We start from the raw sequence: 25,592 nt of genomic DNA, 5'->3' as shown, positions 1-25,592 counted from the left end.
CAGCTGCTGCCAATCTCAGGCGACCCACAACAGATAAAAGCCGAGGGCCAACAGCAGACCGCCGGATCCCCGATCCACCCAAGCGCTCCACCCGGCAGCATCCAGTGACCGGGCGAGGCTTTCTTCACCGGTGCCCACCAACAGCAGCGGCGCGCTGGCGCCGAGGCCCTAGAGAAAGAGCAGCAGGGCGCCATACAGCATCTGCCCTTGGTACGCGGCATAAGACAGCACCGCGGCCAGGATGGGTGTGCCGCACGGCCCGAGGACCGGCGAGAGAAGAAAGCCCGTACCGAAGGCGCCGCCGGCGCGGAGTCGGGCGCCCTCAGCCGCGCCAAGGGCAGGTGCACCCAGCCCAATAGATGCACCCCCATCAGCAGCGGCACCAGCGCCGCTAGGTAGCGCCCACCGCTTCCCAGCCCCGTAATGCGTCCCGCCAGGGAGATGGCAAGGCCCAGGGCCGCCATGGCGACGGCAATGCCGAGTACGAAGGCTACGACGTTGGAGGCGCTGCGCCGCGGATCGGACTCTCTGCCGGCGCAACAGGTCGCCGCCGCGGCGGGATAGAGCCCAGGCAGCAGGGATTCAGCCCCGCAATCACCCCACCGGCGAGCGACAACGGTAGCGCCATCAAGCTGCCGCCGGTGAGCGCGCCGCTCAAGCTGAGCGACAACATCCATCTAGTCGCTGCCCAGCGTGGCAAGCTTGGCCTCGATGGCCTGCACGGTCTCTGTGTCTTCCCCCTCGTAACGCGCAGTTTCGCGGCCGTCCTTGTCGATGATGATCACGGTCGGAGCCGCCACCACGCGGTAGCGCGCAAGCAGCTTAGAAGAGTTGTTCGGCATGAGCTCCGCGACCTCGATGCCGCGCTTGCCGGCGCTGCGCACGGCGCTGATGATTTGCGCGCAGCCATCGCCGGCATCTCCCGCCTCGTTGAGATCGGCGACCAGAAGCACGGACGGCGTGCTGGTAGCCGCCTCCAAAGGCCCTGTGCCGGAAGCCACTTGCTTATAGGTGACAACGCCCACAGCGGCGAGCAGCACGCTGGCAAGGCCAACCCATCTACCGTTCATGGCACACCTCTTCCGGGCCGCAGCCGCACGCAGGTTTGACAGCAACTGGCAGAACCTCGCCGGGCGCGCGGTCCTGCACGTATGGCCGGCCGGTGCGCAGGCTCTCTTCGGCGCGGGCCAGCTCGCGGCCGAGATAGGCGGCATGATCGAGACGCGTGAGCAACCCGCGGTCGATGGCGGTTGCATAGAGCGCCGCCGGTGTGGCGCCCTCGATGACGCAGTCCAGCACGCCGGGGTTGGTGTAGTGTTCCAGCGTCAGCCGTGCGTGCCGGAAATCGGGATAGACAACGAAGTAACCACCCGCATCGAGCACCAGCCGTTCCGGTTCTTTCCCTTGCACCATCTCCACGGCCGGTGCAGCAACGATGGCGGTGTATGGGCCAGGATCGCGCCGACGCAGACGGTCGACCTCATCAACAATGGCGACTTCGCGTTCTTCGCCGATGCGCGAAATGAGTTCGATCTGCCGGCGGAACGCCGCGATCTCCTCCGGGGAGACGTTTCTGAGCACCGGGCGTTTGCCGCGCGCTCCGACGATGCGCCCGCGCTCATCGATGCCGTTCGCAAAAAGGCTGTGCAGGGATTGCCCCGGCAGATGCCCGACGACCTTCTGCGTGTCCTCGCCGCACAGCAGCAGAAAGCGAATATGCGGGTTACTCGTAATATTCTTGATGAGCCGCTCGATCCCCAGGTTCTCGGTGTGCATGGTGCCGACAATCGCTAGGCCCTCGAGAGCCCGACGGCTGAGCCTCAGCGCCAGCTCCCCGCTGTTGAGCACGCAAACGGCGACCGGCGCGCGGTAGCGCAGCACGTGATAATCACCTGGCAGCGGCGGCCAGCCTCCCCGTTCCTCTGGCGCCTCGGTGGGGCACAGATCCAAGCCCGCGCCCGCGTCGGGGAATGCCTCGACAAAGGCGTTGGCGGCGATGGCCGGATAGCAAACCGCACAGCCGAGGCAGTCATAGCACTTGGCCTTGAAGACCGCGCGCGCCTCACTCAGCTTGTCCGCCAGCGCGTCCTTGCCGGCCGGCGTCGTCGCCAGCGCCTCCACCGTCTGCTGCAAGCAGCCGCATTGGTGGCACTTGGTCGCGCCGATGGCGGCGTCCAGTTGCTCTTGGACGACGGCAACGACCGAGGACTCGCCTTTCTCCTTTGTACGCATCGCTTACCCCTGCACACTCTCCAGGGCTTGCCGCACCAGCCGCCGCGCCAGCGGACTGCGGAGCGCGTAGTAGGCCATCTTTCCGTCGTTGCGGTATTTGAGAATCTTCAAGTCCCGCAGCTTGCGCAGGTGGTGCGAGGCGGTCGAGATGCTGGTGCCCAGCACGTGCGCCACGTCGCAGACGCAGAGTTCCTCGCCGTTGCGGAGCGCATAGAGGATCTTCAGCCGCGCCGGATCGGCCAGCGCGGCAAATGTACCGCGCATCTCGGCGAGCACCTCATCGCTCGGCAGCTGCGCCCGCAGCTGCCGCACGAGGTCTATCTGGAAGCAGGGGACGCCGCAGGCGTCAGCGGGCGGGCGCGGCCGTTTTCGTATATTCGTACTCATATAAGAATGAATAGCATGCGCTGCCGTCGAAGACTAGTGCGGCCTCACTCGTTCCAAGGTTGGCGCTCGGCTCTGGGGCAGGGTTCAACAATAAGGTCGCCTCTCAAACGCGGCGGACCGTTACAAGCGGTTACCAAAATTGCCGTCCTGTTCCCGCAAATCTCTGCGGATTGACGCCATATCGACTGTTGCCGTGGGGTGCACAGGCATAGGCTTGGCACCTGAAGTCGTTGCAAACGGGTTTAGGAGAGAAAGCTATGCGCATGTTCTTGTCGGCTGCCTTCGTCATGGCGGCAATCGCGGTTTCACCGATATCGGCAACGTTTGCTCATGAGGGACAGGACCATCCCGTGGTCGCCGGCAAGGTCACCAAGGTCGATGAATCGGCCGGCAAAATAACTATCGCCCACGACGCCATTCCCAACCTGCAGATGGAGGCCATGACAATGGTGTTCAAAGCAGGCAAGCCGGCCATGCTCAAAGAAGTGAAGCCAGGGGACGCGATCAAGTTCATGGCCGACAAAGTGAACGGTGAGCTGACAGTTATCGAAATTGAAACGGCTCGGTGATGCACCTCCCAGGGCTCTGATGAGGCGCCCGCTGCACATCGAGCCCCATTGCGAGCAGGCAGATTGTGAAAGAGATGCACATGGACACGCCTTTCATGCTGCGACTTGCGCTCCTAGTTTGTGCGTCTCTATTCGCGATCGGCGCTGAAGCAAGCCCATTTGGCTCGTTTCCGATGGCAGAGATATATAAGCGGCCGTCATTCGAACTGGCCGCCCCGCGCAGCTATCACCACTGCCACAACCTGCCGCGCCGCATTTACTGCCATAAGGACGAAGCGATCCCAGGTATCTGGACGAAGACGCCCAACACGCCAAGCTTCCAGCGCTTCTATCGCCAGAGACCGCGGGCTTCGACGATCGTGCGCTCGCACGCACGGAGGGAATAGGGCGGCCAACTTTGACGCGCCCGTCGCATGGTAACGGTGCCCGACGCTGGACGCTTCGAGCAACACAATCAGAAATTAGGATACCCGTTCTTCGCTGCTTCTCGCTGACACACTGCTACGGAATGCTCACTTGACGCTGGCACGAGCACCCGCCATCCTCTCTACATGGCATCCTTCGTGTTGCCCTGCTCTCCTTTCGTTGGGCCTCGTCCTGTGACTGTGGCCGCCGCATGGCCCAGGCGCACATGGTCAAATGCGACCATCAAATGCGGACCAAATGATGAGTATGCAGCATGACTGCGTAACGCATGGCGACGGAGGGAAGGCACTTACGTCACCACTGCAGTCTCATAGTCATTAGCGATAGGGTGTGAAACTTTACGGGGGGCGCGGGATCTATATTGAGAGCCGCTAAGTCTGTCCTCACGCGGACGCTCGATGGAGTGGACCCGGGCCTCGTCGGCGAAATTCGTCATGCGGCAGAGCACGTCGACGGTCTTAACAAATTGCTTGAGGTTGAGGTGCGCTGGCTCGGCCATCGGCTTCACGCCGACGTGGCGGTCCTTGTCGACAACACGCTGTCCATAGCCAAGGCCGATAGATTTGGAGGACAGATCAAGCGGGCGCTATTCGCGCACATTCCAGCGCTGTCGGTTGCGAACGTGCGCATTCACGGGGCTAATCCTGCAGGCGCTGACGCCCGGTCGGCTGCACATGTGGACGGGCGTCATGCCGGCGCGCAGGCATTCAAGATAGTACGTCCCTCGCGGAGGGACGTGCGAGCGTAGCGGCCGAAAACCGCAACAGGGAAGCCTGCTTGACGAAGGACGGCGTGAGTGATCCGAGACTAAATCAAGACGTAGGGTGCCGGTTGCAGACCCTTAACTTTTGACCACGTTGCATCATGGGCGCGTGCTCGCAGAGCCGAGCGGCGTTGATGGAGAGAACAACTTCATGACACGAGTGCCATGGTCCGCACAATATCGAGACGAGCTATTCTACATGAGTAGCGTCGATGCGCGGCTCGCGCGTTGCCCCTCGTGTGGCGCGCAACCCGAAAAGTTTTGCGTAACGGCAACCGGTAAGGAAAGGCCGGAAGCGCATGCGTCGCGATGGCATGCATCGCGTAAGCAACTATTGCAGGTCCGTCGCTCGGTGTCGAAAGAGAACTCAACCCGACGCAGCTCCGACAGATGATAGCGACGAGATCATCAGCGGCCACGATAGCTTTTTGAGGTTGCGCATGCGATGACCGACAGCATCCTTTTACATCTTTACCGCCGAGATTGCTGCGAACGAGACGGGGAAAAGTGCGCTTACTTTGAAGCGCTTGACGCTCTGCGTGCGAAGATCGACGTCCCCAAAAAATTGCGGGTAGTCGTAGATCGGATGCAGAGGCGTGCCGCCAAGGAGCCAGAAGGTGAACATGGAAAGGTAGTAGTACATGCATTGAATGGCTCTCGTGGTCGATCGTCCCCGGGGATAGGAGAAATCACCAATCAATAGCTTCCCGCCTGGCTTGATCATCGTCACCAGGTGAGCCAGCACGACTTTCATGGTGGGCTCAGAGAAAATGTTCAGGAAGAAATTGGCAACAACGACGTCGTAGTAGACGGGGCGCTCATGCTCGAGCACGTCGGAGCAGATAATTTCGATGTGATCGTAGACGCGCGCAGCGCGGAATTTGCGCGCGGCCCGCTCGAGCATCAACGGCGATGCATCTAGGATGGTCAGCATCACCCCGCGTTCTGCAGCCAGCAGTGCATCTTCACCCCCACCGACACCAGCGTACAAGATCCTGCTGCCGGGCTGCAATTCGTCGATCTGAGAAGCCTTTAGCGCGTGAATCTGGCCCCCGCTATAGAAATGTGACACGGCATCATAGAACCGAGCCAGTCGGTCGTAGCTCTTTCCTGAGTGCTGCATTTTTGATTGTCGCCCCTGAGAGGTTTGCTGTTGGGAATGCGCGTTCGGTAGCATGTGAACCGGCACACACCTGTTCCCCTGGGGACTGCGCGCCATAAGTATGGGACAGCGAATGCGATCGTTCCCCCGGCCATTACTGCAACGACCCCGATGCTCTGTTTCGTTCTCGTTGGGCCGGCATGTATTGAAGTCATCATTGAGGTCCCAGCGAGCAGTGACACCGTCATCTGACGTGCAGGCGATGGCGCGCTCACGGGAGGTGCTCGCGGGGCGCGGTGGCAATATGCGACTCGCGATCGAGCCTGCGCGGATCATTTCTTCGATTTCTCCGCAAAGCGCTTGAAGTCCTCCCGCGCGGCATCTGCACTCGTTTCAAGCGCGATCTCCTGATTGCATCAGATCGCGCTCGGCCGGGCAGAACCACTTTGCCTAAGCGAGTCGTTGCGGAATGTTGGACAAGGCACAAAAGCAAATCCCCGCAATATGGCGGCTGGCGGCCTCCTACTTCACCTCGAATGAAGAGACCACAGTTCAATTCGGTCCACTCAGTACCTGGAGCGTCAAGGAAGCGCGGATTGGACGCGCCGTTCTCGCTGCTGTCGTAGCTGCCGAGTGCACGCAAGTCTGTCTGACGGTCTGGTTCAATTACTGGAACGCAGACTTCTTCGACGCGCTGCAGAAGAAGAACCTGCCTGGTGTTCTGGCGGCAGCTCATCCTCTTCGCCGTCATCGGCGCCGCCTTCATGCTCGTTTCCGTCTATCAGCTCTATCTCAATCAATGGCTGCAAATCCGCTGGCGGCGATGGATGACGCATACCTATCTCGACCGCTGGCTCACCAATGGCGTGCACTACCGGATGCGGCTTAAGGGGGACGCCGCCGACAATCCCGATCAGCGCATCGCCGATGACGTCGCCATGTTCATCGATCAGACGTTGTCGCTCGGCATCGGGTTGTTGTCCGCGGTGACCATGCTCGCTTCGTTCGGCGCGATCCTCTGGGGCATCTCGAGCCAGGTCCCGTTGGTGATCGGAAATCACGAGTTTGCCGTGCCAGGCTATCTGGTGTGGATCGCAGCCGCGTTTGCGCTCATGGCAACCATGGGCGCTCATTGATCGGCCGCAGGCTCATAGGCCTCAAGTTCAACCAGCAGCGCTTGGGAGCTGACTTCCGCTTTGGCCTTGTGCGCCTGCGCGAGAACGCAGAGCAAGTAGCGCTGATGGGCGGCGAGGCCGCCGAGCGCGGGTTACTCTCTCCAGCCGCTTCGCGAGCATTGTCGGAAACTGGCACGCCATCATGCGCCGGCAAAAGACGCTGACGTTCTTCACGGCCGGCTACAACCAGGCTGCTGTTATCTCGCCGTACGCAATCCTGGCGCGGCCCTTCTTCACGGGACAGATTCAGCTCAGGCACCATCATGCAGACGGCAGGCGCCTTTGGGCAGGTGCAAACCTCACTCTCGTTCTTCGTCAATGCCTATGCGCGCATTGCTGAGTGGAAAGCCGTTGTTGACCGTCTGTCGGGATTCGCGGCGCAAGCGGGCCTTGCTGGACCGGTCCCCCCGAGGGGCGGCGTGGCGATGGAGAGAGGATGGCCCCAGGTGCCGCTTTCCGTTGCCGAGCTCAACGTGACGACACCGGACGGCACGGCGCTCATTGAGGGCGCCAACTTCAGTGTCGAGGCGGGGCAGACGCTACTCCTCAAAGGACCATCGGAATGCGGCAAGACAACGTTGCTGCGCGCCATTTGCGGCTTCTGGCCCTATTCCAGCGGAAGTGTCGCGCTGGTGGAGGGCGCGCGGATGCTTGTGCTACCGCAATCGCCGTACTTGCCACTAGGATCCCTGCGGGTAGTGCTCGCCTATCCTGCGGAGGAGCACGCCATCCCCGATTCAGAGTTACGCCACGCGCTTGCCAAGGTCGGCCTTGGCCACCTCTTGGCTTCGCTCGACCATGTCGACCAATGGAGCGCCATGCTTTCTTTGGGAGAGCAGCAGCGGATTGGCTTTGCCCGGGCGCTGATTGCGCGTCCCGATGTCTTGTTCCTCGACGAGGCGACGTCGGCACTCGACGAGCATGCGGAGGCTTATCTGATGTGAGCTATCCAAGCCGAGCTGCCCAATGCGGCGATCGTTTCTATAGGCCATCGCTCCTCGCTCGCTGCCTTGCATGATCGCGCAATTGATCTGGACCAGCGCCTCGCCTTGGTCGAATCAGCGTGATCGCGCGGTGGTCCAACCCTCGTGGCAGTGACAAGTCGCCCCGCCGCGCTCCTTGCGCCTGGATTAGCCGCCCTGAGACCAATCGCTTGCCGTAGCAGGCCTTAACCTATTCTCGGGCCTACGGGGCCTGTGTCTCTAACGGGACCTTGCCCGGTACACAGCGCCCGGTCCTATGGTGCAGCAGACCGTTATTGGCCGAGCCCTGCTATCCCAGCTATCTGCTTTTCGACCCCCGGCGGGCCGATCCGAGCGATCTCGCCAGAGAGCTGTTACAGGCGGTTACAAACTCAGCGACTGCAAATCTGCCTAAGCTGACCTAGATCAAAGGCAGGTGCGTTGGGCGATCACACATTTCGGCGTGTCGCGCAGGCGACGGAGGGCATTGCGGTACCACCATCAATTCGTCGGTGCGTGTCCCCCCACGCGTGCCCCGGCCAGCTTAATCGCGGAGAACAAACCGGATGAAAACCATTAACCTGCACGTTGGGGAGCTCCTGTCACCGCTCGGAGCCCAGGGCGTCGAGAAGCAGCTGGCGAAGCTCGATGGCGTCGCGGCGGTGGCGGTCAACCCGGTCTCCGGTTGCGCCACTGTCACTTTCGACGAGCAGCGGGTCACTGTCGCGGCTCTCGCGCAGGCAATCGAGCAGTGTGGGCATCATTGTGCCGGCAGGCTGGAGCCCAAGCATCTCTGTGAGGGCGCGGAACCGGCTCGCAGCAAGCCCGCGTCGCGCCCGAAAGACCATGCAGGCGACCACGTGCATAGTGTTCATGCCGTACCGGTGCCTGAGGCGCATCACGCCCCACCGAGGGATCGCGAACGAGAGCCTGCGCATGTCCATGCCGCCGCCGCGGGGCGGATGGACGAGATGACCCATGAAATGGGTCACGCAGCGGGAATGGACATGCAGGACATGGTTCGCGATATGCGCAACCGGTTCTGGATCAGCCTGGTCTTCAGTATCCCAATCTTTCTCTACTCGCCGATGGGCATGGACTTCGTTCAGCTGAAGCCGCCCTTTGGTCTGCAACTCAATCTGTTCCTGTTCTTCCTTGCGAGTGCCGCGATCCTTTATCCTGTATGGCCATTCGTCGTCGCCGCCGTGCGCGCGCTGCGCAACGGCGTCCTCAACATGGCCGTGCTCGTCGTCCTCAGCGTCGGCACCGGCTACCTCTTCAGCGTCGGTGCCACCTTCTTCTTTGAGGGCGAGCAGTTTTATGAGGCTTCCGCCGTCCTGCTCGTTTTCATTCTGCTCGGTCACTGGCTCGAGATGCGCGCTCGGGCAGGGGCCTCGGAAGCGATCCGCGCCTTGCTCGATCTGGCGCCGCCGATGGCGACAGTGCTTCGCAAAGGGCGCGAGATCGAGATCTCGACGGCAGAGGTGCTCGTCGGCGATACGGTCGTCATCCGGCCAGGCAACAAGATACCGGTCGACGGCAAGGTCACCGAAGGGCGCTCTACGGTCGATGAATCGATGTTGACCGGCGAATCGATGCCGATCGAGAAGAAGCCCGGCGACACGGTGATCGGTGCAACGATCAACAAGAGCGGAACCTTCCGCTACACGGCCACCAAGGTGGGGGCGGACACAGCCCTGGCGCAGATTGTGAAGCTGGTGCAGGAGGCGCAGAACTCCAAAGCGCCAGCACAGCTCTTGGCCGACCGCGCGTCCCAGTGGCTCGTGCTGGCCGCCATCGTCATCGGGCTGCTGACCTTTGCGGTTTGGTTCTGGTGGATCGGCGAGACGTTGCTGTTCGCCATGACTCTCACCATCACCGTCTTTGTCATCGCCTGCCCGGACGCCCTCGGGCTGGCAACGCCCATGGCCATCATGGTCGGGACCGGCCTCGGCGCCATGAATGGAATCCTTTTTAAGAATGCCGCTGCCTTGGAGGACGCAACGAAGCTCGATGTCATCATCTTCGACAAGACTGGGACGCTTACTGTCGGGCAGCCTGAGGTCGTCGATGTGGTGACGGCAAAGGGCGCGACCATCGATGACGTGCTGACCAACGCCGCCTCGGTCGAGCAAGGGTCGGATCATCCCCTGGCGCAAGCCATCGTTCGGCGCGCGCAAGGCCTCGCCGTTCCACGCCAGTCCGGCTTCGAGAACATCGAGGGCATGGGCGCGCGCGCCGAGATCGGCGGCGAGACCGTGTTCCTGGGCAATCGCCGGCTCATGGATTCGCAGAAGCTCGCGCTCGGTGAGCTCGCGGCCGAAGCGCGGCGGTTGCAGGGCGCCGGCAGAACCGTGGTGCATGTGGCGCGGGCCGGCAAGGTAATCGGACTGATCGCCATTGCCGACGCGCCGCGCCCCACGGCCGCCGCCACCGTCGCCCAATTGCGCGAGCGGGGCGTGCAGGTGGCCATGTTGACCGGCGACAATGCCGGCACGGCCGAACGCATTGCCCGCGATCTTGGCGTCGATATCGTCCTGGCCGATGTGCTTCCGGGGCAGAAAGCCGAAAAGGTGAAGGAGCTGCAGGGGCAGGGGAAGAAAGTCGGCATGGTCGGCGATGGCGTTAATGACGCCCCTGCCCTGACGCAGGCCGATGTCGGATTTGCCATCGGCGCCGGCACCGACGTTGCTATCGAGAGCGCCGATGTGGTGTTGATGAAGAGCGACCCCTACGATGTGGTCGGCGCCGTAGAGCTGTCACGAGCCACGCTGCGCAAGATGCACCAGAACCTGTGGTGGGCGGTTGGCTACAATGTCATCGCCTTCCCGTTGGCCGCCGGTGTTTTCTACCCGTTCCTGCTCAGCCCCGAGATCGCCGCTCTGTCGATGTCCGGCAGCTCCGTGATCGTCGCCGTCAACGCGCTGATGCTCAAGCGCGTCAAGCTCGCCGGCATCTCCCGATACAGTAGCAAACAGGAGCTCGCCTTGCGCCCAGCGGAGGCGATTGCGTGATCGAGGAGCTGAGATTGCAGCCGCTATCTTGGGATGCACTCTTCGCCCTACTGCTGGCCGTGTTCGCGATCAGCGTCGGGTACGGCATCGTGCTGCCGATCCTGCCCTATCTGGTCGATCGGATCTCGGGTGCGACTGACCCTGCAACGTCGCCTTGGCATACCGGTCTGATCACCGGGACCTATATTCTTGCCATCTTTTTGTTCGCGCCGTTTTGGGGCAAGATTTCCGACCGGTGGGGGCGACGCCCGGTGCTGCTCACGGGCCTCACCGGATTTGCCGCCAGCGTTGCCTTGTTCGCACGCTTGGAAAGCATACCTCTCGTCTACCTTGGCCGGTTCTTCGACGGTGTATTCGCGGCGGCGATTGTGCCAGCTGCGTATGCCCTCATCGGCGATCACGCCCCCTCGAAGGAATGGCGCGCGCACCGTTTCGCGCTAATTGGCGTCGCGGGGATGCTCGGATTCTTTGTTGGCCCGATATTGGGCGGCCTTGTGCTAGGCACCTTTAAGGAACCGCCGACCGAAGCAGTCGCGCGAGCCTTTTCTGTCCTGTTCCTGGCCACGTCGGCCCTTGCGCTCATCGCTGCTTTGGCGATTTGGCGCCTCGTGCCCCGTCCGGTCCCCGGACGGCAGCGCCGGATTGCGGCGACGAACAAGCATAGTGACTGGTCCGTGATGCTGCGCTTATGGGCCATCGCCTTTGTCACCGCCGTGGCCGTCGGCGCCTTCGAGGTTGGACTCTCGCTGCGCGGCAGGTACGAACTCGGCATGGATGCCAGTCAAATCGGCAGGATGTTCGCCGCGTGCAGTCTGGTCATGTTCGCAGCTCAGGCGCTCATATTTTCCCCGCTCGTCAAGCCGGACTCAACGCGCTGGCTGTTCACGCCTGGCGTGGTGACGCTGGCGCTGGGTCTCCTCGCAGTCCCCCTGGCTACGAGCGATTCTGCGACCACTGCCGCGGTGGCGTTGGTCGCGGCAAGTGCCGGCCTTCTATCTCCGATCGTGACGTACTGGGTGTCGCTTGGCGCTGGTGAAACGCAAGGGGCCGATCTCGGCTGGGCCACGGCGGCCGCGAGCCTTGGGCAAGCGCTGGGCTCCGCGGCCGGCGGTTTGCTGTTCGGTGTCACCATACTGCCCGGCGCGGCGTTCACCGTAACGGCCGTAGTTGTGCTGTCGGCGCTCGTCGCCAGTTTCGGGCTGGCCCAACGTCTTCACGGCACGGGGCCGCGCGGGGCCATTGCGTCAGTGCCGGAGGCCCGTGCCTCGCAGCGCTACCTTCCACATTAGCGCCATAGCCGGCAGGAGATGATCGATGGCCAAATCCCACGTTGTTCTCTGTGCTCCCGTACGCACCGCGATCGGAACTTATGGCGGGGCATTGAAGGGCATCGCCGCAACCGACCTCGGCGCGGAGGTTATCAAAGCGACGCTCGGACGCGCCAAGCTCGACGGAGCGGATGTGGACTCGGTCGTCATGGGGCAGGTCGTCCAGGCCGGGGCGAAGATGAACCCGGCGCGGCAGGCCATGCGCGCAGCCGGAATACCTGTCGAGGTGCCGGCCATGACCGTAAATCGCGTCTGCGGTTCGGGCGCGCAAGCGATCGCTTCCGCCGCCCAAGAGGTGATGCTGGGGCATGCCTCGTGCTGCGTAGCGGGCGGCATGGAGAACATGGACCAGGCGCCGTATCTCATGAGTGGCGGGCGCTGGGGCTACCGCATGGGCGACGCGCAGATCTACGACAGCATGCTGCGCGACGGCCTCAACGACGCGTTCTCGGGCCAGCATTCCGGTTGGCACACCGAGGATCTCGTCAGCAAATATCAGATTACGCGAGAGGCGCAGGATGCTTGGGCGCTGAGAACGCAGCAGCGCTTCGCCAAGGCGCAGGCTGCGGGCAAGTTTGCCGAAGAGATCACGCCGATCGAGATCCTAGGCGGAAAAAAGCACATCGTGTTCGACAAGGATGAGCACAACCGGCCCGATGCGACGGCCGAGTCACTGGCCAAGCTGAAGCCCGCCTTCCGCAAGGACGGCACCATCACGGCGGGGAACGCTCCCGGCCTGAACAGTGGTGCGGCGGCCATGATCGTCGCCGATGCCAAGTGGGCCGAGAAGCGCGGGCTGCAGCCGTTCGCACGCCTTGTAGCCTACGGTGTTGGCGCGGTGGAGCCCGGCATGTTCGGTCTCGGGCCGATCCCAGCGGTGCGGCAAGTGCTCGAGCGCGCCGGCTGGCCGATCGGCGACGTGGAACGTGCCGAGGTCAACGAGGCCTTTGCCGCCATCGTCATCGCGCTGATGAAGGAGATCGGTCTGCCCGAGGACATCGTCAACGTCGAGGGCGGTGCTATTGCCCATGGGCATCCCATCGGTGCGACCGGCGCAATCCTCACGACGCGCCTTCTGCATGCAATGCGCCGCGACGGCATCAAGCGCGGTCTCGTGACCCTGTGCATTGGCGGCGGCCAGGGTATCGCGCTCGCCCTCGAGCGCTCATGACGCGCAGGGAAGGACCCATGAGCCTTATACTCAAAGAATGGCCGCGGGCTTTTCTCTATGGGGTTTTGCTCGCGACCTCCCTTGGCGGTCTCCCGGCAAGTGCAGGCGCGGGCGGCCTCTACCAGAAGGCCGGGGGGATCGAAGCCTACATCGGCTTCGTACCCGCGGAGATCACCCAAGGCCACGCCGCAACGGAAGCCGATAAGCCCATGCACGACGGGGTGCCACGTGGACACCATCAATACCACCTCGTGGCGGCGGTCTTCGAATCCGGTAGCGGAGCGCGGATTTCGGATGCCATGGTGACCGCACAGGTATCCGGATTGGGTCTTTCCGGTCCCAGAAAGGCGATGGAGCCGATGACCATCGCCAGGACGACCACCTATGGCGCCTACTTTGAACTGCCCGGTGCCGACCTTTACACGATCGTGCTGACAATCAAGCGCCCTGGCGCGACGAAGCCGGTCACACTCAAGTTCACGTACGACCACCGCAATCCGTGATCAGAACTATCGCTACCGGGGTTCAAGCGGATGAGGCATGCAACGAAGAACGACGATGCCGCTTACGAGCACGCCTTCCACCAGGCTCAGGTCGAGCTCGTGAAATTCCAGAAGCACGTCATCAAGCACGGGCAGAAGGTGCTGGTGATCTTCGAAGGCCGCGATGCTGCCGGCAAGGACGGCACGATCAAGCGTATCGTCGAGCACTTAAGCCCGCGCGAGACGCGTGTCGTAGCCCTGGGAGCGCCGTCTGACCGCGACCAGCGAGCCTGGTACTTCCAGCGCTATGTCGAGCAGCTTCCCGTAGGCGGTGAGATCGTTCTCTTCAATCGCAGCTGGTACAATCGCGCCGGCGTCGAGCGCGTGATGGGTTTCTGCACCGACGCAGAGTACGAGGAGTTCATGAAGACCGTGCCGATGTTCGAGCAGTTGCTCGTGCATTGCGGCTTCACCATCCTCAAGTATTACCTCGACATCAGTCACGAGGAGCAGGAACGGCGACTGAAGCAGCGGCACAAGGACCCGCTCCGACAGTGGAAGCTGAGCCCGATCGACGCCAAGGCGTCAAGGCATTGGAAAGACTATTCAGAAGCCAGAAACGTGATGCTGGCGCGTACACATAGCGTGTTTGCGCCGTGGATCATCGTCCGCGCCGACGAGAAGCGGTCTGCACGATTGAATGTCATCCGGGATCTGCTGTCGCGGTGCGACTTTCACGGCAAGGACCGGCACGGCCCGCCTGCTGATCCAAATGCCGTATTTCTCTTTGACGCCGGTCAACTCGCGAATGGCATGATCGCGAAGTGAAGGCCATATGTCGGTGGCGCGTCCATTCGAGGAGGAAGGGATGCAGGTCCGGATCGAGGCTCATGGTGGAGCTTGGGTCGGGATGCGGCCGGTCGAGATCGTTGAACGCAAAGGTCTCGGCCACCCCGACACCATCTGCGACATGCTGAGCGAGCAGCTCAGCGTCGCGTTGTCGAGAAAATACATCGACGAGTTTGGGCTCGTTCTGCATCACAACGTCGACAAGGCCTTGCTTGCGGCAGGTCGGGCCGAACCCGCCTTTGGCGGCGGTCGTATCGTCGAGCCGATGGATATCTATCTTGCCGGCCGCGCAACGTCGGAAGCACGCGGAAAGCCAGTCCCCGTCCGTGCGCTCGCGGAGGAAACCGCGACCGCTTGGCTGCGCGAGAACATACATGCGCTCGCACCGGAGACGGACGTTCGCGTCCATTGCCTGTTGCGACCAGGCTCTGGTGACCTGGTTGACCTGTTCATGCGCCAACGCGACGAAGGTGCGTATCTGGCGAACGATACGTCATGCGGAGCAGGCTTCGCACCGTTGACCGACCTCGAGCGCACCGTCCTTGCGGTCGAACGAAGCCTCAATGAGCCCCAGTTCAAGGCTGAGTTCCCTGAAACTGGGGAGGACATCAAAGTGATGGGCGTGCGCGAGCATGAGCGCATTGCGCTCACGGTCTCGTGCGCCTTCATAGGCCGCTTTCTCACAGACATGACCGCCTATAACGAGGCGAAGGAACGCCTAACGGCGGCTGCACTCGAGTCGGCAAGCAATGCGACGGCCCTCGAAGTCTCGGTGCTCATCAATGCGGCGGACGATATCGCTAATGGCTCCGTCTATCTTACGGTTGCCGGCACATCGGCTGAGGGGGGTGACGACGGGCAGACGGGCCGCGGCAATCGTGCAAACGGGCTCATCACGCCGGGTCGTCCGATGACACTCGAGGCGCTCGCGGGCAAGAACCCGATCACACATGTCGGCAAGCTCTATAATGTAGCGGCGTCGCGTTTGGCCGCTGCGATCGTCGCCGAGGTGCCGGGAATCGCCGAGGCGGAGTGCTATCTCGTCAGCCAGATCGGGTCGCCGGTCGACCGGCCGCGCATGACATACCTGCGCATCGGCTGTCACGAAGGCGTGCTGAGCGCCGACGCCGAAGATGCGATCCGCGCCATTGCGGAGCGCGAGATTGCGGGCATTCCTTTGCTTTGGAAGTCATTTCTGCTGCAGGCCATGTCGGTCGCTTGAGTGGGCTGCGGTGGACCGTGTCCGGTGAGTGAGATGAGCAACGCGAGTAAGAAGGTTTTCACCGCCCGGGGCCTGACCAAGATCTACACGTCGGGCGACGTCGAGGTGCGCGCGCTGCGGTCTCTGGATCTCGACATTTGGGCCGGCGAAGTGGTCGTGCTGCTCGGACCATCGGGCAGCGGCAAGTCGACCCTGCTGAACATTATGGGCGGCATCGATCGCGCGACGAGCGGCCATCTGTTCTTCAAGGATCTAGAGCTGACCTCCCTCGAGGACGGGGAACTCACTAACTATCGCCGGCGGCACGTTGGCTTCGTGTTCCAATTCTACAATTTGGTTCCTAGCCTTACGGCCTATGAGAACATCGCGTTGGTGACGGAGATCGCTGAGCATCCAATGCGGCCGCAGGAGGCGCTCGCGCTCGTCGGGCTCGAAGCGCGGATGGACCATTTCCCCTCGCAGCTTTCAGGGGGTGAGCAGCAGCGCGTAGCAATCGCACGAGCAATCGCCAAGCGGCCCGACGTGCTGTTGTGTGACGAGCCCACGGGAGCCTTGGATTCACAGACTGGAATTCGCGTCATTGAAGCCTTGCTGAGCGTCAACTCGCAGCTTGGGACAACGACGCTCATCATCACCCACAACGCCAGCATTCGGGACGTTGCGGATCGCGTGCTGTTCTTTGCCGATGGTCAGATTTCCAAAGAGCACAAGAACGAGACACGCCGCTCGGCAGCTGAACTCGTCTGGTGAGTGTCATGCATGCACTCGACATCAAATTGTTTCGCGACCTGAGACGGCTTTGGGCCCAGGCCCTTGCCATTGCGCTTGTCATCGGCGGCGGCGTGGCGACGCTGGTGATGGCGGTTGGCTCCTACCGGTCGCTCGATGAGACTCGCATTGCCTATTATGAGCGCTACCGGTTTGGCGACGTCTTTGCCGTGGTGAAGCGCGCGCCAAGGTCGCTCGTCGACCGCATCGTGGAGATCCCCGGCGTGGCCGCGGTGGACGCACGCATCGCCAAGCTCGCGCTGCTCGACATACCGAATTTTCGCGAGCCGGCGACGGGACAATTCATCTCCTTGCCCGACGTCGGCGAACCGGTCCTCAATCGGCTCTATCTCCGGCTGGGCCGTATGCCCGAGCCCGGCAACGCCGACGAGGTCGTGGTCAGCGAGAGTTTCGCAAACTCACACAACTTCGCTCCCGGTTCGCGTTTCTCAGCAATACTGAACGGCCGCAAACGCGAGCTGACGGTCGTCGGGATAGCCCTTTCTCCGGAGTTCATCTTTGCCGTGGGCCCCGGCGACATCATGCCGGACGACCGTCGCTTCGGCATCATCTGGATGTCCGAAAAGGCGCTTGCCAACGCCTACGATCTCGACCGCGCATTCTCTGCGGTGAGCGTCAAGCTGCTGCGCGGTACTTCTGAGCGCGAGGTGTTCCAACGACTTGATGCCTTGCTTGACCGGTACGGCGGCCGCGCAGCGTACGGTCGAAAGGACCAGACATCGCACGCGTGGCTCGACCACGATCTCGAGATGCTGAAAAACATGAGCCGTACCTTGCCGCCGATCTTTCTTCTGGTAGCGGCATTCCTGGTCAACATCACGATGACGCGGCTCGTCGCCTTGGAGCGCGAGCAGATCGGGCTGCTCAAGGCACTGGGCTACGGCGGGATTGCCATTACGTTCCACTACGTCAAGTTTGTCATTGTCATCGCCGCGATCGGCATCGCCATCGGCATCGGGGCGGGCGCGTGGCTTGGCATCTACATCACGAAGATAAACGGCGACCTGTTCCGCTTCCCCTTTCTCGTCTTCGTGCAGAGTCCCGACCTTTATCTTACAGCGGGTGCGCTCAGTCTCGTTGCTGCCGTCGGTGGGGCCGTCCATGCCCTTCGCGATGTCATGAGGATGCCGCCAGCGGTCGCCATGCAGCCACCGGCGCCCGCGCGATTCCGGCACGTGCTGCCACCGACGCTCGCCATCGACCGGATCCTGTCACAACCCACGATGATGATGGTGCGCAACATTGCCCACCATCCGATCCGCGCGACCTTCACCGTGCTCGGCATGGCGCTGGCAACAGCGATACTCGTCGTGTCGCTGTTTACGCGGGGCACCATGGAAAACCTGATTGACGTGACATACTTCATGGCCGATCGGCAGGATGCTTCCCTGAGCTTCTTTGAGAAGCGCTCGCAAGACGTGCTTCATCAAGTTAAGAGGCTTCCCGGCGTTCTCGCGGTTGAGCCGCAACGGGAGGTTCCCGTTCGCATCCGCAAGGGGCCCGTCGAGCGACGCATCACAATCAGCGGCAGACCGAGCGATGCCGATCTCAAGCGCATCATCGACGTAAATCTGCAACCGGTCGTACTGCCGGAAAGCGGTTTGGCAATCTCCGAGTGGCTCGCCAAGATCCTCGGCGTCCAAGCAGGCGATGCCGTCGAGGTCGATTTGCTTGAGGGGCAGCGGAGAACCGTATCGCTACCAGTAGCCGCGATCATCGAGGACTATTTCGGCATCAAGGGCATGATGAACGCCGATGCCCTTTCCCGCCTCTTGCGTGAGGCGCCGGCCGTCAACAGCGTCAATCTGAGCGTCGATGAGAACAGCGCCCCGCTTCTTTACGATGCGGTGAAGCGCTTGCCGACAGTCGGTGCAATGGGTCTGCAGAGCTTCTCGTTGGCGAACTTTCGCCAGATCACGGCACTGATCATCAACACGATCGCGGGCATCTACACGGGCCTTGCCGCAGTCATCGCATTTGGGGTCGTCTATAACAGCGCGCGCATCTCGCTTTCGGAGCGGGCCCGGGAATTGGCCAGCCTGCGCGTTCTCGGCTTCACCCGCACAGAGGTTCTCTGGATTCTGCTTCTTGAACTCGCGCTCTTGACGTTGATTGCCCAGCCGCCGGGATGGGCGATCGGCTACGGTCTCGCCTGGATCATGAAGACGCAATTGGCGGGCGAGCTGATGCGGGTCCGCCTCATCGTCGAGCATTCCACCTATGTGCTGGCCAGTGGGATTGTCATTGCCGCGGCTCTGTTTTCCGCGCTTGTCGTACGCCGACGCGTTGCCCAGCTCGACCTCGTGTCCGTCCTTAAAACCCGGGATTAGACCATGCGCACAACTTGGCTGAAACGAGCAGCGGGCGCCGTCGTGCTGGGGGTACTAATTGCCGGGCTCGCGTGGTTTGCATGGCCGCGGCCCATTCCCGTCGACATCGCGATCGCGACGTGGGGCCCCATGGAGGTCACCGTGGACGATGAAGCCAAGACGCGCGTGCGTCATGTGTATACGGTTGCCGCACCCGTCGCAGGAAAGATTTTAAGGATCTCGCGCCCTGGTGGCCATGACGAAGCCTCCAGTCACGTTGGCGATCAGGTCACCGCAGGCGAGACAATCGTGGCGGTTATGCAGCCGATGCCGCCAAGCTTTCTCGACGTGCGCTCGCGCGAGGAGCTCAAGGCGGCGGCAACTGCCGCCGAGGCGGCCGTGAAACTGGCCGAAGCCGAGGTGCGCCGAGTCGAGGCGGCGCTAGGGTTCGCCCGTGACGATCTCAAGCGGGCTGAATCGCTTGCGCGTACCGATACGATCTCGGTCAAGGCCCTGGAGAAGGCAAGACTAGACGTCGACATCAATGAAGCCGCTCTGGCGAGCGCGAAGGCCCAGCTCGATGTGAAGCGCAGTGAGCAAGCGGTGGCAGCCGCGCGCCTCATCGATCCCGCCAGCGTCTCTGCACCGACAAACCCGGGCTGTTGCATCGAGATAAGGTCACCGGTCACCGGGCGCGTGCTGAAGATCATCCAGGACAGCGAAGCGCCCGTCTTGGCCGGCACACCGCTGATCGAAATCGGCGATCCGCTGGATCTCGAGGTGGTGGCTGAGCTGCTCTCGACCGACGCAGTGCGCATCAAACCGGGTGCGGCGGTGATTATTGATGGCTGGGGTGGGGCGCCCATTAAAGGGCGTGTGACTCGCGTTGACCCTGCGGGATTTCTCAAGGTCTCAGCCCTCGGCATCGAGGAGCAGCGGGTGCGGACGATCATCGATTTTGTCGACCCACCGGCAATCTGGTCTCGGCTGGGACATGAGTTCCGGGTGATCGTTCACGTCACCGTCTGGAGTGCCGATGACGTCTTGACCGTGCCGGTGAGTGCGCTTTTCCGCAAGGGTGAGGATTGGGCGGTTTTTGCCGTTAGGGAGGGGCGCGCACGCACAACTGTTGTCAAAATAGGGCAGCGCAATAATCGCGTGGCGGAGGTGCTTTCGGGTCTCTCGCCCGGGGATGCGGTCGTGCTGCACCCCAGTGACAGAATTAGCGATGGCGTGGCGATCATGGAACGCGAGAGGAAATAAACCACATCATCGCGCATCAGCAAATAAGCCGACTATGAGCAAGGCAGTCATGCCAACCTTGAGACGGATCGCGAATTTTGGGGGCGTTTTTAGGCTTTGGAGCTCCCTTCTTGCAGCAAATCTCAAACGTGGCCTAACTAGGCTCAATGGAAGGTGTTTGGGAGAATGGAGACATCCGCTTGAACCGTTTCAGCAAGCGAGTAGCGACCGGGAGCGGCCTCGCGATCCTCGTCATGATCGTCGCCGCTTGGAGCACCTTCGTGGGCCTTCGATCCAAGGACAACAGCAGCATCGTCCTCCAAGGCAATGTCGACGTCCGGCACGTCAATCTGAGCTTCAAGGTTGCGGGCCGGATCGCCGAGATGAAGGTCGATGAGGGTGATCGGGTCGAGGCCGGTAAAATCGTTGCCTCGCTGGACAAGTCCTATTTCGCTGACGAGGTCAGGTTGGCCCGTGCGCGCGAAACGGCTCAGGCGGCTGTTCTGGCCAGGCTCGAAAACGGCACGCGGCCCGAGGAAATTTCTCAGGCGCGCGCCGTTGTTGCCGAGCGGGAAGCTGCCGTCGCGCTCGCCGAGGCGACGCTCAATCGGCAGCAGCAACTCGCCGGGCGTGGCGTGTCTCCTCACCAAAGGCATGATGAGGCGACCGCAGCCTCCGAGGAGGCGCAGGCGGCACTGAAGTCCGCGCAGGAGACGTTGAAGCTGGCCCTGAGCGGACCGCGTCGCGAGGACATAGATGCCGCCAGGGCTCAGCTCGAAGCTGAGAATGCGATCCTCGCGCAAGCAGAACGCAGGCTGGCCGATGCCGATCTGATCGCTCCGAGCGAGGGTGTTGTGTTGACTCGCGTCCGCGAGCCGGGTGCCATCGTCGGGGCTGGTGAGACGGTCTATGCCGTGACCATTGTCTCGCCCGTGTGGGTGCGGACCTATGTGGCGGAACCCGACCTCGGGCGTATCCGACCCGGGATGCCGGTCGAGGTCCGCACCGATTCAGGCAACACCTATCGTGGGCAAATCGGGTTCATCTCACCGGTTGCTGAGTTTACGCCCAAGTCGGTCGAAACGAAGGAACTGCGCACCAGCCTCGTCTATCGCCTTCGTGTTGTGATCGAGGGTGAGACAGCCGGCCTTCTCCAAGGCATGCCGGTCACGGTTCTGGTGAAGAACGGGAGTGGAACGTGAGCCATGAATGATGCACTCATTCGGCTCGGTCGCGTTTCGAAGCGGTTTGATGCCACCTCCCAGCCGGCGATTGCCGAAATGACCACCACGATCATGGGCGGAGGGATTACTGGACTCGCTGGACCTGACGGTGCGGGCAAGACAACGCTGCTTCGCTTGATCTTGGGTCTACTCAAAGCAGATTCGGGCACGCTCAGCGTCTGCGGCCGCGATCCCGTCTCGGAGGCTTCCGTGGTGCGTGATCTCGTCGCCTACATGCCGCAGCGGTTCGGACTTTACGAGGATTTGACGGTTCTCGAGAACCTGACGCTCTACGCCGACCTGCGTGCCGTAGTAGGGGACGAGCGCCGTATCGCCTTCGACCGTCTTCTGGCTTTCACAAGCCTCGCTCCGTTTGCCGGCCGTCTCGCTGGAGCGCTGTCTGGAGGTATGAAGCAGAAGCTTGGGCTTGCATGCGCGTTAGTCCGCACACCTCGTCTGCTCCTACTCGATGAGCCGACCGCTGGCGTCGATCCGGTCTCTCGCCGTGAGCTCTGGCGCATGGTCCGGACGCTCACTGGTCAAGGCATCGGCGTTGTCTGGAGCACGGCCTATCTCGACGAGGCGGAACGGTGCGAGCGGGTGCTTTTAATGAGTGACGGCAGGCTGATCTACGAAGGCTCGCCATCGGAGCTCACAAACCGCATGTCGGGCCGGAGCTTTCACGTGCGCAATGCCGGAGTGCGGCGCCGTACGGTTCTCGCCTCCGCCGCTAAGATGCCGGGCGTTATTGACGGCATCGTCCAGGGCGCAAACGTCCGCGTCGTCTTGGCGGCAGGTGCGCTTCCGCCTTCAGCCGAAGATTTTAAGGACGTGGCAGTGGTGGAGGTCGCTCCTGCTCCTCCCCGGTTTGAGGATGCGTTCGTTAGTCTCCTCGGCAGTGCCAGCCCGCCGGTATCGCGACTCCCCGCGACCGCTGGCCGCGCCAAGCCGGACGCGGGGCCGGTGGTCGAGGCCAAGGAGCTGACCCGCCGCTACGGCTCATTCACCGCGGCCGACCGGATCTCGTTCTCGATTGGGGAGGGTGAGATCTTTGGCTTGCTCGGGCCGAACGGCGCCGGCAAATCGACGACATTCAAGATGCTGTGCGGCCTGCTGCGCCCAACCTCTGGCGAAGCTCATGTCGCGGGCCTCGACGTCGCAGCCCAGTCGTCCGCCGCGCGAAACCGGCTTGGCTATATGGCGCAGAAGTTTTCACTCTATGGCGATCTTAGCGTCGCCCAGAACCTCGAGTTCTTCGCCGGCGTTTACGGGCTCATCGGCATGCGCCGCCGGCGCGCCGTGGATCGCGTGACGGAGGTGTTCGGTTTGCAGCGGTACATGGAAACAAGCGCCGGAACGCTGCCGGCGGGCTATAAGCAGCGGCTGGCGCTATCCTGCGCGGTCATGCACGAGCCACCGGTCCTCTTTCTCGATGAGCCAACGTCGGGCGTCGATCCGCTGACGCGTCGCGAATTCTGGGCGCACATTAATGCGCTCGTGCAGGGTGGTGTCACGGTCATGGTGACGACGCATTTTCTCGATGAGGCCGAGTATTGCGATCGCATCGCGCTCATCTATCGCGGGCGCGTGATCGCGAGTGGATCTCCCGACGATCTAAAGGTCAAAGCGAAGAGGGTAGAGCTTCCAGACCCTACACTCGAGGACGCGTTCATCTCTTTGGTTGAGGCCGATGACGCGACATTGGCCGCATGAGCACATCATCGTTTAATTCGTCCGACCGCTTCCGCCGTATCGTTGCGCTGATCCGCAAGGAGATGCGCCAGATCCTTCGCGATCCGAGCACAGTCATCATTGCGGTCATCCTTCCACTGACACTGCTCTTCCTATTCGGTTACGGCGTAACCTTCGACGCACGGCGTATCGAGATTGGGATCGTAATCGAGAATCCAACACCGGAAACCGGCAGTTTCACGGCCTCGCTGATGAACTCTTCCGTGTTTGCAGCTCGCACATCCCGTGATCGGCACAACTTTGAACGTGACCTCGTGGCTGGGCGGATCGACGGCATCGTTGTTCTTGCTGCCAATTTCACCGTGCAGGCCGCGCGTGGCGAACGCGCACCGATCCAGGTCATCGTCGACGGCAGCGACCCCAACCAGGCGACCCTGGTGCGCAACTATCTTCAAGGTGCTTGGGGCAATTGGCTCACGCAGGAGGCAGTCACGCGTGGCGAGGCCGTAGCATTGCCGATCTCGGTCGAGCCGCGTGTCTGGTTCAATCCGGAGATATCCAGCCATCACTATCTCGTGCCGGGCTCGATTGCGATTATCCTGATGCTCATCGGCGCGCTGCTGACGGCGCTCGTCGTCGCACGCGAATGGGAGCGCGGCACGATGGAGGCAATGCTCGCGACACCCATTGGCATCATCGACTTAATGGCGGGCAAGCTTGTTCCCTATTTCATGCTCGGCATGATCACCATGGCACTCGCGACAGCGACGGCATTACTCCTGTTCGGCGTGCCGTTTCGCGGGTCGTTCCTCGTGCTCGCACTGCTGTCAGCTGTCTTCCTCACCACAGCGCTTGCGCAGGGCCTCTTGATCTCCACGCTGGCCCGCAACCAACTTGTCGCCGCCCAGAGCACGTTGATCTCCGCCTTCCTGCCGAGCTTCTTCTTTTCGGGCTTCGTATTCGAGATCGCCGGCATGCCCGTACCGCTGCAGATTATTTCCTACGCGGTCCCCGCGCGCTTCTTCGTCGCCGGCCTTCAGACGCTTTTCCTTGCCGGCGACATCTGGAGCGTCATCTGGCCCAACCTCGCCGCGATGGCTGCGATTGCCACCGTTTACATCACTTTCACCGCCCTGAAGACCAAAACAAGGCTCGATTGAAACATGCGTCCGCGCTTGTGGTCCCTGATCCTCAAGGAGCTTCTCGCCAACTGGCGCGACCGCGGCAACCGGATCATCCTTCTCATTTCACCGATGATCCAGGTGCTGATCTTCTCATATGCGGCGACGCAGGAGGTGAAGAACGTGCCCCTCGCCGTGCTGGATGACAACCGCAGTGTCCAGTCGCGCGAGCTAATCTCGCGTTTTGAGGGTTCGCCTCAATTCTCGGAAATCATAACACTCCAGAACGTGGGCGATATCGCACGGGTGATCGACTCGCGCGCCGCGCCTGCTGTCCTGCATATCGGCCAAGACTTCACGCGCAAGCTTGCGGCCGGTGAGCCGGCCGAGGTCCAGCTCCTCCTCGATGGCCGGCGTTCGAACGCAGCGCAAATCATCCAGGGCTACACGGTCGAAATCGTTGATCGTCTGAGCGCAGAGGTCGCCCAACTCAGCGGCCTGCGCGCCCCCCCAAGCGTCGTCGTCGCGCGCACCTGGTTCAATCCGAATTCCGATACGCTCTGGTCGACGGTGCCAGGCCTGTTCGCGGTTCTGACGACAGCTGTCGGCATGATGGTCTCCGCCCTGTCGGTTGCGCGGGAGCGGGAACTCGGCTCCTTCGAGCAGCTTCTCGTTTCACCCCTGACATCTTGGGAAATTCTGGCTGGCAAGGCGGCATCGGCGCTGCTGATCGCTGTTGCCGAAACCACCATCATCATGCTGATCGCGATGTACGTGCTTCTGGTCCCGATGGAAGGCTCGATGCTGCTGCTCTACGGCTCGATGATCGTCTATCTCCTGTCCATCATAGGGATCGGGTTGTTCATATCGTCGCTCGCCTCGACCCAGCAGCAGGCCATTATCGGCGCCTTCATGTTTCTTTCGCCCGCCATACTGCTGTCGGGCTACGCGACACCCGTTTCCAATATGCCGGACTGGCTGCAGACGCTGACCCTGCTCAATCCGGTCCGTCATTTCGTCGTCATCGCGAAGGGTGCCTTTCTGAAGGACTTGCCCATCGACGTGATCGCGGCTCACGTCTGGCCACTGGCACTGATTGCCGCCGCAACGTTCTCCGCCGCGACGTGGCTCTTTCGGCAAAAAACGGGGTAGGGGCCTGGGCTTGTCGAAGCAGCGCTCGAAATCCAATTTGAGGAGGCGCACGGCGGCGCCTGGTCGAGACACCGCTGCATGACGTCGTCTCAGCGCAGCCTTTTGCTCCAGAATTCCCACGCGATTCCATAGAGTGCGCCCAGCACAAAACCAGCAGCGGCGAACATTGGAAATCCCGTCAGGAAAGCAAGGCGGCCACCGGAGATCGGCAACGGACTGGCCGGCGCAAGGGCAGCAAGCAGCCCGAATGCCGGAAAACAGAATGTCGAAAATTGCGCATCCAATATATGCCACACCGAGTGGTCGTCGCCAACGAAACGCATGGACTTTCCAGGAGTCCGGCATGACCTCTCTAAAGGGCTGTGCGGCTGCTCTTTGAGGA

At 62.0% G+C, this 25,592-nt stretch carries 24 protein-coding genes; 18 read left to right on the top strand and 6 right to left on the bottom strand.

What is annotated here, in order from left to right; all coding sequences use genetic code 11:
• Positions 1-168 precede the first annotated feature (168 nt).
• From F9K20_RS02715 to F9K20_RS02700, 4 genes are all read right to left on the bottom strand, one after another.
• Positions 169-540: a cytochrome c biogenesis protein CcdA gene (locus F9K20_RS02715; RefSeq protein WP_290997284.1), complete on the bottom strand. Its 372-nt coding sequence runs from the start codon at positions 538-540 to the stop codon at positions 169-171.
• Positions 541-677: 137 nt separating this feature from the next.
• Positions 678-1,070: a hypothetical protein gene (locus F9K20_RS02710; RefSeq protein WP_290997283.1), complete on the bottom strand. Its 393-nt coding sequence runs from the start codon at positions 1,068-1,070 to the stop codon at positions 678-680.
• Positions 1,060-2,232, bottom strand: coding sequence for a DUF4346 domain-containing protein (locus tag F9K20_RS02705; protein WP_290997282.1), 1,173 nt, complete (start codon positions 2,230-2,232; stop codon positions 1,060-1,062). Before F9K20_RS02705 ends, F9K20_RS02710 begins: the two co-directional genes overlap by 11 nt.
• A 3-nt stretch (positions 2,233-2,235) precedes the next feature.
• A complete protein-coding gene (locus tag F9K20_RS02700; RefSeq protein WP_290997281.1) occupies positions 2,236-2,544 on the bottom strand; it encodes a metalloregulator ArsR/SmtB family transcription factor in 309 nt (102 codons plus the stop codon).
• A gap of 332 nt (positions 2,545-2,876) precedes the next feature.
• On the opposite strand from F9K20_RS02700, the gene F9K20_RS02695 reads away from it, so the two are divergent.
• Together F9K20_RS02695 and F9K20_RS21235 are read left to right on the top strand one after the other, a co-directional pair.
• Complete coding sequence (locus tag F9K20_RS02695) at positions 2,877-3,188, top strand: copper-binding protein (RefSeq protein WP_290997280.1); 312 nt, start codon at positions 2,877-2,879, stop codon at positions 3,186-3,188.
• Positions 3,189-4,017: 829 nt separating this feature from the next.
• Positions 4,018-4,362, top strand: a complete 345-nt coding sequence (locus F9K20_RS21235) for a cation transporter dimerization domain-containing protein (RefSeq protein ID WP_367115819.1) — start codon at positions 4,018-4,020, stop codon at positions 4,360-4,362.
• A 478-nt stretch (positions 4,363-4,840) separates the two neighbouring features.
• On the opposite strand, the gene F9K20_RS02690 is transcribed toward F9K20_RS21235, so the two are convergent.
• Entirely contained in the window at positions 4,841-5,566 is a 726-nt protein-coding gene (locus F9K20_RS02690) for a class I SAM-dependent methyltransferase (RefSeq protein ID WP_290997279.1), read from the bottom strand.
• A gap of 578 nt (positions 5,567-6,144) precedes the next feature.
• Between F9K20_RS02690 and F9K20_RS02685 the strand changes: the two genes are divergently transcribed.
• From F9K20_RS02685 to F9K20_RS02615, 16 genes are all read left to right on the top strand, one after another.
• A complete protein-coding gene (locus F9K20_RS02685; RefSeq protein ID WP_290997409.1) occupies positions 6,145-6,615 on the top strand; it encodes an SbmA/BacA-like family transporter in 471 nt (156 codons plus the stop codon).
• Positions 6,567-6,818, top strand: a complete 252-nt coding sequence (locus F9K20_RS21230) for a hypothetical protein (protein ID WP_367115820.1) — start codon at positions 6,567-6,569, stop codon at positions 6,816-6,818. The genes F9K20_RS02685 and F9K20_RS21230 overlap by 49 nt, the downstream gene beginning before the upstream one ends.
• Positions 6,819-6,917: 99 nt before the next feature.
• A complete protein-coding gene (locus F9K20_RS02680; RefSeq protein ID WP_290997278.1) occupies positions 6,918-7,598 on the top strand; it encodes an ATP-binding cassette domain-containing protein in 681 nt (226 codons plus the stop codon).
• 584 nt (positions 7,599-8,182) lie between these two features.
• Positions 8,183-10,630: a heavy metal translocating P-type ATPase gene (locus tag F9K20_RS02675; protein ID WP_290997277.1), complete on the top strand. Its 2,448-nt coding sequence runs from the start codon at positions 8,183-8,185 to the stop codon at positions 10,628-10,630.
• A complete protein-coding gene (locus F9K20_RS02670) occupies positions 10,627-11,919 on the top strand; it encodes an MFS transporter (protein ID WP_290997276.1) in 1,293 nt (430 codons plus the stop codon). The genes F9K20_RS02675 and F9K20_RS02670 overlap by 4 nt, the downstream gene beginning before the upstream one ends.
• A 25-nt stretch (positions 11,920-11,944) precedes the next feature.
• Positions 11,945-13,129, top strand: a complete 1,185-nt coding sequence (locus F9K20_RS02665) for an acetyl-CoA C-acetyltransferase (RefSeq protein ID WP_290997275.1) — start codon at positions 11,945-11,947, stop codon at positions 13,127-13,129.
• A gap of 17 nt (positions 13,130-13,146) precedes the next feature.
• Positions 13,147-13,632 carry a hypothetical protein gene (locus F9K20_RS02660; protein WP_290997274.1) on the top strand — a complete coding sequence of 162 codons (486 nt, stop codon included), beginning with the start codon at positions 13,147-13,149 and terminating at the stop codon, positions 13,630-13,632.
• A gap of 30 nt (positions 13,633-13,662) precedes the next feature.
• On the top strand, positions 13,663-14,439 hold the full coding sequence (gene ppk2 / locus F9K20_RS02655; protein WP_290997273.1) for a polyphosphate kinase 2: 777 nt from the start codon (positions 13,663-13,665) through the stop codon (positions 14,437-14,439).
• Between the two features lie 40 nt (positions 14,440-14,479).
• Entirely contained in the window at positions 14,480-15,682 is a 1,203-nt protein-coding gene (locus tag F9K20_RS02650; RefSeq protein WP_290997272.1) for a methionine adenosyltransferase, read from the top strand.
• A gap of 33 nt (positions 15,683-15,715) precedes the next feature.
• Entirely contained in the window at positions 15,716-16,432 is a 717-nt protein-coding gene (locus F9K20_RS02645) for an ABC transporter ATP-binding protein (RefSeq protein WP_290997271.1), read from the top strand.
• Between the two features lie 5 nt (positions 16,433-16,437).
• Positions 16,438-18,801: an ABC transporter permease gene (locus F9K20_RS02640; protein WP_290997270.1), complete on the top strand. Its 2,364-nt coding sequence runs from the start codon at positions 16,438-16,440 to the stop codon at positions 18,799-18,801.
• A gap of 141 nt (positions 18,802-18,942) precedes the next feature.
• Positions 18,943-20,043: an efflux RND transporter periplasmic adaptor subunit gene (locus F9K20_RS02635; RefSeq protein WP_367115821.1), complete on the top strand. Its 1,101-nt coding sequence runs from the start codon at positions 18,943-18,945 to the stop codon at positions 20,041-20,043.
• A gap of 179 nt (positions 20,044-20,222) precedes the next feature.
• The gene (locus tag F9K20_RS02630; protein ID WP_290997268.1) at positions 20,223-21,224 is read left to right on the top strand and encodes an efflux RND transporter periplasmic adaptor subunit; all 1,002 of its coding nucleotides are present in this window, start codon (positions 20,223-20,225) and stop codon (positions 21,222-21,224) included.
• Positions 21,225-21,227: 3 nt separating this feature from the next.
• A complete protein-coding gene (locus tag F9K20_RS02625; RefSeq protein WP_290997267.1) occupies positions 21,228-22,958 on the top strand; it encodes an ATP-binding cassette domain-containing protein in 1,731 nt (576 codons plus the stop codon).
• The gene (locus F9K20_RS02620) at positions 22,955-24,097 is read left to right on the top strand and encodes an ABC transporter permease (protein WP_290997266.1); all 1,143 of its coding nucleotides are present in this window, start codon (positions 22,955-22,957) and stop codon (positions 24,095-24,097) included. Before F9K20_RS02625 ends, F9K20_RS02620 begins: the two co-directional genes overlap by 4 nt.
• A 3-nt stretch (positions 24,098-24,100) precedes the next feature.
• Positions 24,101-25,210: an ABC transporter permease gene (locus F9K20_RS02615; RefSeq protein WP_290997265.1), complete on the top strand. Its 1,110-nt coding sequence runs from the start codon at positions 24,101-24,103 to the stop codon at positions 25,208-25,210.
• Positions 25,211-25,299: 89 nt separating this feature from the next.
• Here the strand turns inward: F9K20_RS02615 and F9K20_RS02610 are convergent, their stop codons facing one another.
• A complete protein-coding gene (locus F9K20_RS02610; RefSeq protein WP_290997264.1) occupies positions 25,300-25,533 on the bottom strand; it encodes a hypothetical protein in 234 nt (77 codons plus the stop codon).
• Between the last annotated feature and the right edge of the window lie 59 nt (positions 25,534-25,592).

Source organism: Hyphomicrobium sp. (genome assembly GCF_009026145.1).
Lineage (GTDB): Bacteria > Pseudomonadota > Alphaproteobacteria > Rhizobiales > Hyphomicrobiaceae > Hyphomicrobium_A.
The sequence above is the reverse complement of the archived record's forward strand: the minus strand, read 5'-3'. Positions and strand labels throughout refer to the sequence as shown.

Excerpts from the sequence above, each read along its gene's own strand:
- F9K20_RS02710 (WP_290997283.1), bottom strand. The coding sequence starts at position 1,070 with ATGAACGGTAGATGGGTTGGCCTTGCCAGCGTGCTGCTCGCCGCTGTG.
- F9K20_RS02705 (WP_290997282.1), bottom strand. The coding sequence starts at position 2,232 with ATGCGTACAAAGGAGAAAGGCGAGTCCTCGGTCGTTGCCGTCGTCCAA.
- F9K20_RS02695 (WP_290997280.1), top strand. The coding sequence starts at position 2,877 with ATGCGCATGTTCTTGTCGGCTGCCTTCGTCATGGCGGCAATCGCGGTT.
- F9K20_RS02680 (WP_290997278.1), top strand. The coding sequence starts at position 6,918 with ATGCAGACGGCAGGCGCCTTTGGGCAGGTGCAAACCTCACTCTCGTTC.
- F9K20_RS02675 (WP_290997277.1), top strand. The coding sequence starts at position 8,183 with ATGAAAACCATTAACCTGCACGTTGGGGAGCTCCTGTCACCGCTCGGA.
- F9K20_RS02665 (WP_290997275.1), top strand. The coding sequence starts at position 11,945 with ATGGCCAAATCCCACGTTGTTCTCTGTGCTCCCGTACGCACCGCGATC.
- F9K20_RS02660 (WP_290997274.1), top strand. The coding sequence starts at position 13,147 with ATGAGCCTTATACTCAAAGAATGGCCGCGGGCTTTTCTCTATGGGGTT.
- ppk2 (WP_290997273.1), top strand. The coding sequence starts at position 13,663 with ATGAGGCATGCAACGAAGAACGACGATGCCGCTTACGAGCACGCCTTC.
- F9K20_RS02650 (WP_290997272.1), top strand. The coding sequence starts at position 14,480 with ATGCAGGTCCGGATCGAGGCTCATGGTGGAGCTTGGGTCGGGATGCGG.
- F9K20_RS02645 (WP_290997271.1), top strand. The coding sequence starts at position 15,716 with ATGAGCAACGCGAGTAAGAAGGTTTTCACCGCCCGGGGCCTGACCAAG.
- F9K20_RS02640 (WP_290997270.1), top strand. The coding sequence starts at position 16,438 with ATGCATGCACTCGACATCAAATTGTTTCGCGACCTGAGACGGCTTTGG.
- F9K20_RS02625 (WP_290997267.1), top strand. The coding sequence starts at position 21,228 with ATGAATGATGCACTCATTCGGCTCGGTCGCGTTTCGAAGCGGTTTGAT.
- F9K20_RS02620 (WP_290997266.1), top strand. The coding sequence starts at position 22,955 with ATGAGCACATCATCGTTTAATTCGTCCGACCGCTTCCGCCGTATCGTT.
- F9K20_RS02615 (WP_290997265.1), top strand. The coding sequence starts at position 24,101 with ATGCGTCCGCGCTTGTGGTCCCTGATCCTCAAGGAGCTTCTCGCCAAC.
- F9K20_RS02610 (WP_290997264.1), bottom strand. The coding sequence starts at position 25,533 with ATGCGTTTCGTTGGCGACGACCACTCGGTGTGGCATATATTGGATGCG.